This window comes from uncultured Adlercreutzia sp. (assembly GCA_910585575.1).
Classification (GTDB): Bacteria; Actinomycetota; Coriobacteriia; order Coriobacteriales; family Eggerthellaceae; genus Adlercreutzia.
Genome location: CAJUFS010000073.1, coordinates 1 through 12,065 on the forward strand (window position 1 = coordinate 1; position 12,065 = coordinate 12,065).

Below are 12,065 nucleotides of genomic sequence, written 5' to 3' on the forward strand. Positions count from 1 at the left end.
TTCATTGTTTCTTTCCCTTTCGTGGTTCAAAGAGTAGCTTTCCGATTATATACCACAAACAACCCGTGTCAACGGGCCTTTAGGTTGAATCCATGGTTGGTTAGGGCGACGGGACAAGAAGCTCAGTTTTCTTGAAATAGTATTTCTCCATTAGTTGTATCAATAAGCACGGTGATTTTGTGGCAAACCAGGTCTTTTCGCTGGTAGATCCTTTATTTTTACCGTTCCTAACTCGTGGGCAATCTGTACCGAACTTCCACCCGGGGCTTCTCTGCCCCTAGGAGAGTTCTCCCGAGTTCGTGGATAAAACCTGAGTTGTACCCGTCGTTTTCCCCGTTAATCCTCTTAGTTTTGCACTAAAGCTCGCGGATTCTTTTGCGCAGTGCTTCTATTTCCTCCTGCACGCCGCGGTCTTTTTTCATCATCTCCTCGACCATAGAGACCGAGTGCATGGCCGTCGTATGGTCACGGTTGAACTTGAGGCCAATGTCCTGGTAGGGCAGATCAAGCAGCTGCCGGCAAAGATATATGGCAATTTGGCGCGGGTACACAATGGAGCGGGCGCGCTTAGGTCCTACGAGGTCGTTGTGGGACACCTTGAAGAAGTTTTCTACTTCGCGCTGGATGTCGCTGACGGCCAAGTTACGGGAGGCGCCTCCGGAAAAGTGGTTCTGTAGCAGCAGGCGCACTTCCTCGATGGTCATATCAGCTTGATCGGAGAGTGTCATCTGATAGATGACCTTGGTAACCGCGCTTTTCAGCTCGCGAATGTTGGAGCTTGAGTTTTCCGCGATGTACATCTGCACGTCGTCGGAGACCTCAAAGTGCCCGAATCCCTCGTTCTGGCTGTAGTTGTTGATGAAGGACTTGACGATGCCCAGCTTCGTCTCGATTTCCGGCGGGTTGATCTCGATGACGCCGCCGCCGTTGAAACGGGAGGTGTAGCGCTCGTCAATATCGATGTTCTTAGGTGCGCGGTCCGCCGAGAGCACCACCTGTTTTCCCTGATTGGTCAAGGTGTTGAAGAGCTGGAACACGATATCGAGAGTCTGGTTCTTGCCCTGCAGGTACTGCACGTCGTCGATAAGAAGGACGTCGGCTTCCTCGTAGTAGGTTTTGAAGTTCTTGAAGCTTGCCTTTTCGCGGTCGTGAGCAAGGCTGGCTTCCGTGTAGCGTGACAGGAAGTCGGCTGAATCCACGTAGACGGTCTTGAGCGACGGCCTTGTCTCTTCGACGTAGTTCTGGATCGCCCGCATGAGATGGGTCTTACCCAGGCCGCTCTTCCCGTACAGAAACAGCGGGTTCAAAGGGGTGCGACCAGGAGATTCGGCCACTTCGACCGCCATGGAGTAAGCCATACGGTTGGAATCGCCGATGACGTAATTACCGAAGGTAAGGGTCGAAGACGGGCCGCCGGGGCGCGCCGAAGCCGCTCCTGGCGTGCCCGCGTTTTCACGGGGCGTCGAAGCGTCGGGAGAGTAGTGATCGACCAGGGCCGTTTCATCGTAGGAGGGCATGTAGGGTGCCCCCGAAGCCGCCATTCCCGCCCCTCCATTCACGGGGTTTTGAGGGGGCGCGGAGAAAGAGCCTGCGCTCGAGAAAGGGTTGTCTCCCAGAGACATGGAGGGATCCGCGGGGGAGCCGCTCGGGAACGCAGAGCTTTCACCGTAAGGGCGCGCGGTACCTTGCGCGGCTCCTGGGTTGATAGAAGCGGTCGGGGCGACTGGGTAGGCGGGGACCGGTTCAGCGGCTCGCGCCGGCATTGCCGCTTGAGCGGCTTTCCGCTGCTCCTGGCCCGGGTCCACAGCAAGGGCCACGGTGAAGACGGTACCGTGAAGATCGAACAGGGCGCGCTTCACCACGTCGACGTAGTTCTGCTCTACCCAGTTCTTGATAAAGTCGTTGTCGGCCGTGAGCATGAGAAATCCTGCGCTCATCGCCTGCGGCTCAAGACGCGAGAAGAAAGCATCGACCTGGGACGCGTCAACATCGGGGTAGCTTTTTACTTGGGAGCATATTCCCGCCCATTGTTCGTTGAGTTTTTCGCTATCCATCTTGTTCTCCCGTAGGGGTTCTGGTCGTTGTTTCCCGTTGCTGCCGAAGGGGCATTATTGTAGCAAATGAGCTTGCGGCTACAGGCTCCGCGCGATCTGCTCCCCGTAGGGGGTGAGGGCGCGCTTCTGGCCCACGCGGGTTATCAATCCCGCTTCCTGCAGCTTTTCCATGGTGGTGTGGACCGTGGATCCTGGGTGCCCCGTGATGTTCTTCATATCAGTGATGCCGAGCAGCCCCTCCGAGAGGAAGTACTTGAGGAATTCTCGCTCACGGTCGGAGAGGGGAGGGCCGGCGATGGCCGCTGCAGGGGCATAGCCGTAGGCGGGCTGAGCCGGGTATCCGTAGGCCGTGGCGACTCCGGCGGCGGGGTAAGCGGCCACGGGTTGTCCCACGGGCGCCGCGGGCACTACCGGCTGAGCGACAGGGTAGGGCGCGGGGGCGTATGAGGCGACGTTCGCGGGAGCGGGGCTGGGGGCCGCTGCGATGTTCGGCGCCGCTACGAAGGGCTGGCCTGCCGCAGCGGGCGGCATCCCTGGGGCGACGGCCATTCCCTGGTCGAGCACTGCCTGCTCGCGCTGGATTTCCTGCTGCAGCGCAGCGGGGTCATCGAGGGGGTCTTGAACGAGGCTGACCGTGACGACGGCGCCCGTCCCCAAATTGTCCTCGATGGTAATAGTGCCCCGGAACGATTCCATGTAGTCTCTTACCAGGGGGAGGCCCGACCCGACGCCGCGAATGTACTGCTTCATGGGCTCGGACGCTGAGGTGAAACCAGGCATCTGGGCTTTTTCCTTGGCTGGAATTCCCGGTCCATGATCGGCGAAACGAATTGTGTTACCTCGATCAAGGATCGACACGACCACCTCGCGGAACCGCGCATGAATAAAGTTCTCGGACACCTCGCGGATGACCGAGTAGGGGATTGAGCCGCCAGCTCCGCGGGCTTGCTCATAGACGTTGGAGGCAAGGGCCTCGATGTAGGACGCCGTTTCTCCCGGGGGGATGTCGATGACGCGCGGCGCGCTTCGCAGGTCGTCGTAAAGGGCAATGCGCCCCGTGGTTTCGACGAAGCTGTAGTCGAAAAGAGCCGCGCTTGCGGTCTCTTCAGAGGATTCAGGGTGTTCGTTGAAAGTTTCCAAGATTGTTCCGTTTTGTTCAGCGTTTCATTCAATGTTTTTCGGACTTTTCACGGCTATTGTAGCGTGTTTCGATTAAGGAACCTATTGTTTCCTGCGGTTTTCTGGGGCGGCGGTTGATAATTCACCAGTTATTCAGGAATTGTTGAAAATTCATACGAGCATCAACTGGGATTTCCAAAGTATTTCACAGTTTTGCCCAATTTATTCATTAAAAGTGGAAAACATTGAATTGTTTGAACGGGAGGCGTGGTGAAAAAAAGCCGATTTGGTTAAAAACTTCGAGGAATTTCCTTGACAAAAACCCTCACGTCACTCACCTGCGGTTCCTTCGCTCTTTGTTTGAGAAGTTTTTACGGTTCTCCTCGGAGCTTCGAACAAAGGTTTGTTTAGAGAGGAGAAAGGTTTGAATGAATTATGAAATACCAGTTCAAACGCTAATTTTCACGAACACCCTTTACAAGATGAGCGGACGTAAACCGTTAAGGTGTAGAACGGGGTGGATAGTCAGAGAGGCGAGCAATGTTGGTTTTACACCGCTCATACGGGGATGATGTCAAGTTATCCACTTTTTCCACTGACACCTCGACAAAATTTGGGGAAAAGTGGAAGAATGGGCGGAGGATAATCCTCAACAGACACTCCCGCCGCCCAATCTTGGGCATCAACAATAGTAAAGAGGCTCGGAAAAGCGAGGCCGCAAGGCTCGGAAGGTTCTCTTTTACGAGAGACGTTATAATAGCCCTTCACCCTACGATGACCACGGCTCTTCAGGCTGTCTTTGCTGCGAGAAAGGACCCCTCTTGAAATTCAGCATCAATCGCACCGAGCTGGCTAACGCCCTCTCCGTTGTATTCAAAGGCGTTTCCACGCGCTCGACCCTGCCGGTTTTGGCAGGTATTCTCGTTGAGGCGCGCCAGGACAGCATTATTCTGCAAGCAACTGACTTGGAGCTTTCTATTCAGTACTCAGCTCCGGCCCTGGTTGAAGAAGAGGGTCGCACAGTGGTGCCGGGCAAGCTTTTCTCGGACATCATCAAGAACCTTCCCGATGCGGCGGTGCATGTAGAGGCGGCCGACGAGCAAGCCTTTATTACCTGCGATACGTCGTCCTTCTCCATCCGCGCTCTTAATGCGGAAGACTTCCCTGGCTTCCCCCATGTGGACACCCACCAGAAGATCGAAATCCCCTTTCACCAGTTCGCCTCGATGGTGAAGCGCGTCTCCCGTGTGGTGTCGCGCGATGAAAGCCGCGCCGTTCTGACCGGTGTGCTTATCACACTTGAGGCAGGCGTGCTGCGCATGGTGGCCACCGACTCCTATCGTCTGGCTATTACCGACGCGCCGCTCCCTGACGCTTCGGCCGATGAGTTCCAGGCGGTTATCTCAGGTACGTTCTTGGCTGAAATTGCCTCGCTGCCGAAGACGGAGTCGCCGGTGTCCCTGGCCCTGGCCGACAACCAGATTGTGGTGACCTGCGAGGACACGGTGTTCATCAATCGCCGCATCGAGGGGAACTTCCCCAACTACAAGCAGCTGCTTCCCGATGCCTACACCACGCGAGCGACTCTCGATGTAGACAAGCTCGTTGCCAGCGTGAAACGTGCGTCGCTTCTTGGCTCGGCAGCCTCTCCGGTGCGCTTCGATTTGAACCAGGATTCCCAGACGGCGCAAATTACCGCCGCGTCGCAGGACGTCGGCAGTGCCCAGGAAATTCTCCCGTGCACCGTGGAGGGCGAAGACGTCGAGATTGCCTTCAACTATGCCTACGTGCTCGACGGCCTCGGCTCCATTGCCACCGATCAGGTGTACCTGGAAGTGCAGTCTTCTTTGAAGCCGGGTATCTTCCGCGCGTTTGAGCCCGAGAACTTCTTGTACCTGGTGATGCCGGTGCGCATCGCCTAAGGTGGGCCGAAAAGAAATAAGTCGCCGCCGCCGGGATGCTCATGGTATCCCGGCGGTCTTCGATAGAGGAGCCGTGTGACCCTTCGCATTGAAAGTCTAGAGCTGCGGAATTTTCGCAACTACGAGCATGCTCGCCTGGATAACCTGGGCGATCTTACGGTGCTGGTAGGCGAGAACGCCATGGGTAAAACGAACATCGTCGAGGGCGTGCAGCTCTTGACGGCACTGACCTCGTTTCGCCACGCGACGATCGAGCAGCTGATTCGCCATGACTGCGAATCAGCGCGGCTGAGTGCCTCTATTTCAGATGGGAATCGCCAGCTCGAGATGGATCTGACCCTTGAAGGCCACGGAAAGAAATACCGGCTCAACGGAAAGGCTAAGCGTCCTGCCGACCTGAAGGGGCTTGTGCCCTCGGTGGCCTTTACCCCCGATGATCTCGACTTGGTGAAGGGGTCCATGACGCGGCGGCGCACGGCGCTTGATGGGCTGGGGTCGCAGGTGAACAAAAACTACTACGTCGTGCGTCGCGACTATGAAAAGGTTGTGAGGCACAAGAATCGCCTTCTGAAAGAGGAGGCGTCTCCTGCGCTGCTTGATTCCATCAACGAAATGCTCATTACAGTCGGCTCCCAGTTAACCTGCTATCGCATTGCGCTTTTCAATCGTCTTCGCCCTCATGTGGTTGCCCGTTATGAGGGAATATCTCGCGCGCGGGAAGCATTGGGGATGGACTATCTTCCTTCTTGGGGAGATACCCCCTGGTCAGAGCCAATGATTTCACGTGAAACAGCGCGCGAGCAACTCGCCCGCGCGCTTCATGAGCGCGCGGGGGAAGAATTGGTGCGCAAACGAGCCGTGGTGGGCCCCCATGCCGACCATGTTACCTTCACGCTTGATGGACAGGATGCCTCGTTGTATGGAAGTCAGGGCCAGCAGCGCTCTGTGGTGTTGTCCTACAAGCTGGCCGAAGCGTCGGTGATTGAGGAGATTCTCGAGCAGAAGCCCGTGCTGCTCCTCGATGATGTAATGAGCGAGCTCGATGGCGCGCGCCGTGAGGCGCTTGTCGCCCATATCGGTGAGGGAAGCCAGACGTTCCTCACGACGGCGAATTTGGCGTACTTCGATCAGGAGATGCTCAGCTACAGCGATGTACGGTATCTTCCTCTCGCGGATGCAGGGCGCGTCTAACCGCGTAGGGCTCATTTTTCAATACTTATCTCATAAAACCTGCAAACTATGGCTCAGAACGCCTTAAAACAAGCCATCTAAGACCTTGTAGGGAAAAAGTAAGGTGCTTCTGCTATAATTGACACAGAATCAGCGCCATACTAAGGCGCATTTTTATGCTTAGAGACAGAAGGAGCGTGTCAGTGGCAAACAAACCAGATCACTACGACGGTTCTGACATTCAAGTCCTTGAAGGACTTGAGGCCGTTCGCAAGCGCCCGGGCATGTACATCGGATCGACGGGTCCTCGCGGCCTGCACCATCTGGTGTACGAGGTGGTCGACAACTCGGTCGACGAGGCCTTGGCCGGTTACTGCGACACTATCAAGGTAACCATTCATCCCGACAACTCCATCTCCTGCGAGGACAACGGCCGCGGCATTCCCGTGGACAAGCACCCCAAGGAGAAAATTCCCACTGTTGAGGTGGTTCTCACCATCCTCCACGCCGGCGGTAAGTTCGGCGGCGAGGGCTACAAGGTGTCCGGCGGCCTTCATGGCGTGGGCGTTTCCGTTGTAAATGCCCTGTCCACCAAGGTGGAGGTGCAGGTGCGCCGCGACGGCGTCGAGTACGAGATCGACTTCGACCACGGCAAGACGAAGACGAAGCTGCACGAGATCGGCAAGGCGAAAACCACTGGTACCACGGTTACTTTCTGGCCCGACCCGGAAATCTTCACCGAGACCACGGTGTACGACTACGACACCCTGGCGGCTCGCTTCCGCGAGATGGCCTTCCTCAACCGCGGTCTGAAGATCATCCTCATCGACGAGCGCATCACCGACGCCGACGGCAACCCGCGCACCGAGGTATTCCAGGCTATGGGCGGCATCGTTGACTTCGTGAAATTCCTGAACGAGGGCAAGGAAACGCTGAACAAGCCTATCTACTTCGAGGCCGAGAACGCCGACGGCACCGTGGAGGTGGCCCTGCAGTGGTCCAGCTCCTACTCCACCAATTCGGTCATGGCCTTCGCCAACAACATCAACACCCATGAGGGTGGTACGCATATGGACGGCTTCAAGCAGGCCATCACCCGTACCATCAATGACTACGCGCGCAGCAAGGGTCTGCTGAAGGAGAAGGACTCCAACCTCTCCGGCGAGGACGCGCGCGAAGGCTTGGCCGCCATTATTTCGGTGAAGCTGCATGATCCGCAGTTCGAGGGCCAGACGAAGACGAAGCTGGGCAACACCGAAATTCGTCCGCTGGTGCAAAACGCCGTTACCCAGGGCTTGGCCGAGTATCTGGAGGAGAACCCCACGCCGGCCAAGCGCATCATCGGCAAGGCCACCCAGGCTCTGAAGGCCCGCGAGGCAGCTCGCAAGGCCCGCGAAATGACGCGCCGCAAGAACGTGCTCGACTCGTTCAGCATGCCCGGCAAGCTGGCCGACTGCGCCAGCAAGGACGCCAGCCAGTCCGAAATCTTCATTGTAGAGGGTGACTCGGCCGGTGGCTCGGCGAAGCAGGCGCGCGATCGTAAGTTCCAGGCTATTCTGCCCCTGCGCGGCAAGATCCTGAACGTGGAGCGCGCCGGCTTGCATCGCTCGCTGTCGTCCGACACCATCAGCAGCCTCATTACCGCCATCGGCACGAACATCGGCGAGGACTTCGACGCCGAGAAGGCCCGTTACCACCGCATCATCATCATGACCGATGCTGACGTGGACGGTGCCCATATCCGCTGCCTGCTGCTCACCTTCTTCTATCGCTACATGCCCGAGCTCATCAACCTGGGCTACATCTACATTGCCCAGCCCCCCATCTTCGGCTTGAAGAAGAAGAACTCGCGCAGCCCGAAGGTGGAGCGCTACATCTACGATGAGAAGGCGCTTTCCGCCACGCTGGCCGAATACCCCGATCCCGGCAAGTTCGATGTGCAGCGCTACAAGGGCCTTGGCGAGATGGACCCCGAGCAGCTGTGGGAAACCACCATGGAGCCGGCCACCCGCACGCTGCTGCAGGTGAACATCGACGACGCCGTCGAGGCTGAGCGCGTGGTGTCCGAGCTGATGGGCGACCAGGTGGAGCCCCGCAAGGAGTTCATTCAGAAGCACGCTCGCGACGTCCGCTTCCTGGACATTTAGGGTTCTGTTCTCCCTGGCGGAACCTCGCTGATCTTTGCAAACCACTATGTTTCTGAACTATAGAAAGGAAACTAATGGCTGATAATTTTGATGAGTTCGACGACTTCGAGGACGCGGAGGAGCGCGCCGAGGTAGAAAAGGCGGAGGAAGACGCCGCCTACCTGGCCGAAGACGTCGATACCGATGAGGAAGCTGACGAGGAAGCGGAACTTGCCTCGGCCAGCTCGACGCTCGACGAGGAATCCGACGTGAAGCACGTCATCTCCGAGGAGGAGAAGGCGCGCTCCCTGCTCGTCGACATGCCGAACCCCCATGGCTCCATTATCGAAGGCGCCAATGGCGGCGAAGGCACCACGGTACGTGCGGCATTCCTGGGCAAGGAGATGCAGACCTCGTTCCTCGAGTACTCCATGTCCGTTATTGTGTCCCGCGCCCTGCCGGACGTGCGCGACGGCTTGAAGCCGGTGCACCGCCGCATTCTGTACGCCATGAACGAGTCGGGCTATACGCCCAGCAAGCCGCATATGAAGTCGGCTCGTACCGTTGGTGACGTTATCGGTAAGTACCACCCCCATGGCGATTCGGCCGTATACGACACCATGGTGCGCCTGGCCCAGCCCTTCAGCCTGCGCCTGCCCCTCATCGACGGCCACGGCAACTTCGGCTCTATCGACGGTGACTCCGCTGCTGCCATGCGTTATACCGAGGCCCGCCTGGACAAGCCGGCCATGGAGCTGCTGCGCGACTTGGACAAGGAAACCGTCGACTTCCAGCCCAACTACGACGAGAGCTTGCAGGAGCCCACGGTTCTGCCTTCTCGTTTCCCGAACCTGCTGGTCAACGGCTCGAACGGTATTGCCGTCGGTATGGCGACGAATATCCCGCCCCACAACCTGGGCGAGACCATCGACGCCACTTGCCTCATGATGGACAACCCCGACGTCACCACGGAAGAGCTGCTTCAAGTTATGCCGGGCCCCGACTTCCCCACGGGCGGCCTCATCATGGGCAAGAAGGGCATTCTGGATGCCTACGAAACCGGCCACGGCAACATGACCATCCGCGCCAAATGCCAGATCGAGGAAAAGAAGAACGGCCGTGCCTCCATTGTGGTGAAGGAGATTCCCTACCAGGTGAATCGTAAGCGCCTGCTGGAGAAGCTGGGCGAGCTGGTGCGCGACAAGAAACTGCCGGAAATCAGCAATATCCATGACGCCGCCGACCGCAAGGGCATCGACATTATCATCGACCTGAAGGCCAACGCCATTCCCCAGGTGGTGCTCAACAAGCTGTATAAGCACACGCAATTGCAGGTGGGCTTCGGCGCCAACATGCTGGCCCTGGTCAACGGCACCCCGCGCGTGCTCTCGCTCAAGGAAATCCTCTTCTACTATATTGAGCACCAGAAAGACGTGGTCACCCGTCGTACGCGCTACGAGTTGGCGAAGGCCGAGGAGCGCGAGCACATCCTCGAGGGCTACATCATTGCCCTCGACAACATCGACGAGGTCATACATATCATTCGCTCGTCGGAAACCGACAAGGAAGCCGCCGCGCGCCTGACCGAGCGCTTCGGCCTGTCGAAGAAGCAGACCGACGCCATCCTTGAGATGCGCCTGCGCCGTCTGACCGGCTTGGAGCGCACCAAGATCGAGGAAGAGCTGGCCGAGCTGCGCGAGAAGATTGCCTACTACAAGAGCATCCTGGCCGACGAGAACCTGTTGAAGCAGGTTATCAAGGAAGAGCTGCAGGAAATCAAGAAGAAGTACGGCAGCCCGCGCCGCACTCGCATTGCCGCCGAGGCCAAGGACATCGACGTCGAGGACCTTATCGCCGACGAGAACATGGTCGTCACCATGACCAAGGCCGGCTACATCAAGCGTCTGCCCGTCAGCACCTATCGCCAGCAGAAGCGCGGCGGCAAGGGCATGCAGGGCGTGAACTTGAAGGACGCAGACTTCGTGGAGCACCTGTTCGTGGCGTCTACGCACTCCTACATGCTGTTCTTCTCCACCAAGGGCAAGGTCTACCGACTGAAGGTGTACGAGATTCCCGAGGCGTCGCGCCACGCCCGCGGCACGGCCATTGTGAACCTGTTGCCGCTGGAGAAAGGTGAGTCCATCTCGGCCGTTATTGCCACCAAGGAGTTCCCGGCCAACGAGTTCCTTATGTTCGCCACCGCTCAGGGCAACGTGAAGAAGACGTCCATGGACCAGTACGACCGCACGCGCCGCGACGGTCTGATCGCCATCAACCTGCGCGACGACGACGAGCTGATCTCGGTGAAGCGCGTGGCCAAGGGCGAGAAGGTCATCATGGTGTCCAGCGCGGGCAAGGCCATTCTGTGGGACGAGTCCGAGGCCCGCGCCATGGGTCGCGGCACCCAGGGCGTGCGCGGCATGAACGTGCCTGCCGACGCTCACGTGCTGGGCATGGAAATTGCCCGCCCCGGCACCGACCTGTTCGTCATCACCGAGAAGGGCTTCGGTAAGCGCACGAAGATCGAGGAATATCCCGAGCATCATCGTGGCGGCCAGGGTGTGTACACCATCACCATGACCCAGAAGAAGGGCCTGCTGGCGGTTATGAAGATCGTCGGCCCCGATGACGAGATCATGATTGTGTCCGAGGAGGGCGTCATCGTGCGCACCCCGGTGAAGGGCATCTCCGAGCTGGGTCGTTCCACTCAGGGCGTGAAGGTCATGAACGTGGCCGACAAGGATCGCGTCTGCGCCGTGGCTATTTCTTCCACGGGCAAGAAGAAGGCGAAGCCCGCTGCCAACAGCAACGAGGACCAGCTTGAGCTTATCGAAGAGAGCGAAGACGGTACGCTTGCCATCGACGACCTCGACGAGGTGGACGAGAGCGAAGAGTAGGGAAGTTTTGTAAGTTCGCAGTAGGTTTCTGCGGATAGAGCGAAGCCCACAGGGTCCGCGTCCCTCAGGGGATGCGGACCCTTTCTTGTAAGGAGCGGTTACAGCCCTTCGATGCCCTCGAAGTCCTCGGGGGACAGGTGGTCAAGGAAGGTTTTGAACTCGGCCAGCTCCTCTTCTGATTGGTTCTCCCCCTTGAATAGGAAGGGGAATGAGGCCTGGTCGAGGACCTCCTCTTCGATATACAACGGCGCCCCTTGGCGCAAGGCAAGAGATACCGCATCGCTGGGCCGGGCGTCCAGGCGAATGAGGCGCCCTCCCTGGTTGATTGTGAGTTCCGAGAAGAACATCTGCCCCTTGGAGCGAGTGATGACCATGGAGTCGATGCGCGCATCCAGGTTCGTGAGGGCGTCGAGGAAAAGATCGTGGGTCATCGGGCGCTCAAATTTCACTTGCTCCAGCGCCATGCCAATTTGCGCCGCCTCAGAGGGGCCTACCCAGATGGGGATAATGCGCGCCTTGCCCACCGGCGCGTCTTCGACCGGCTGTAATACCAGTACAGAGGGCTGTCCTTGACCAGCGACAACCAGCGTAAGAACCTTCAGCGGCACCATGACAAATCCTTCCAAAGTCTTTCTTTTATTGTGCCACTTTTACCGTTTGCCGCCATCCTAGCTCTTTTTACAAAACAGTAAAATTTTCCTTGACCCTGCCGTGACTTGTGGCGTAAGATAGTCAAGCACTTTTTCAAGGGCCCGTAGCTCAGTTGGTTAGAGCGCA

General features: G+C 58.0%; 7 protein-coding genes. 4 read left to right on the plus strand and 3 right to left on the minus strand.

Features of this window, described 5'->3' with window-relative positions; translation table 11 throughout:
• Window positions 1-356 precede the first annotated feature (356 nt).
• Both dnaA and QZ307_RS09270 read right to left on the minus strand, forming a co-directional pair.
• Window positions 357-2,054 (minus strand): chromosomal replication initiator protein DnaA, encoded by a 1,698-nt coding sequence (gene dnaA / locus QZ307_RS09265; RefSeq protein WP_295999062.1) that lies wholly within the window; start codon window positions 2,052-2,054, stop codon window positions 357-359.
• A gap of 78 nt (window positions 2,055-2,132) precedes the next feature.
• Window positions 2,133-3,194, minus strand: coding sequence for an ATP-binding protein (locus QZ307_RS09270; RefSeq protein ID WP_295999065.1), 1,062 nt, complete (start codon window positions 3,192-3,194; stop codon window positions 2,133-2,135).
• A gap of 800 nt (window positions 3,195-3,994) precedes the next feature.
• Here QZ307_RS09270 and dnaN point away from each other — a divergent pair.
• The 4 genes from dnaN (at window position 3,995) to gyrA (ending at window position 11,288) form a co-directional block, all read left to right on the plus strand.
• Complete coding sequence (gene dnaN / locus QZ307_RS09275) at window positions 3,995-5,095, plus strand: DNA polymerase III subunit beta (protein WP_295999068.1); 1,101 nt, start codon at window positions 3,995-3,997, stop codon at window positions 5,093-5,095.
• 75 nt (window positions 5,096-5,170) lie between these two features.
• The gene (locus QZ307_RS09280) at window positions 5,171-6,286 is read left to right on the plus strand and encodes a DNA replication/repair protein RecF (protein WP_295999071.1); all 1,116 of its coding nucleotides are present in this window, start codon (window positions 5,171-5,173) and stop codon (window positions 6,284-6,286) included.
• Between the two features lie 155 nt (window positions 6,287-6,441).
• Window positions 6,442-8,412 (plus strand): DNA topoisomerase (ATP-hydrolyzing) subunit B, encoded by a 1,971-nt coding sequence (gene gyrB / locus QZ307_RS09285; RefSeq protein ID WP_366143042.1) that lies wholly within the window; start codon window positions 6,442-6,444, stop codon window positions 8,410-8,412.
• A gap of 74 nt (window positions 8,413-8,486) precedes the next feature.
• Window positions 8,487-11,288: a DNA gyrase subunit A gene (gyrA, locus tag QZ307_RS09290; RefSeq protein ID WP_295999076.1), complete on the plus strand. Its 2,802-nt coding sequence runs from the start codon at window positions 8,487-8,489 to the stop codon at window positions 11,286-11,288.
• 98 nt (window positions 11,289-11,386) lie between these two features.
• Here gyrA and QZ307_RS09295 read toward each other — a convergent pair whose 3' ends face one another.
• Window positions 11,387-11,899, minus strand: coding sequence for a bifunctional nuclease family protein (locus QZ307_RS09295; protein ID WP_295999079.1), 513 nt, complete (start codon window positions 11,897-11,899; stop codon window positions 11,387-11,389).
• Between the last annotated feature and the right edge of the window lie 166 nt (window positions 11,900-12,065).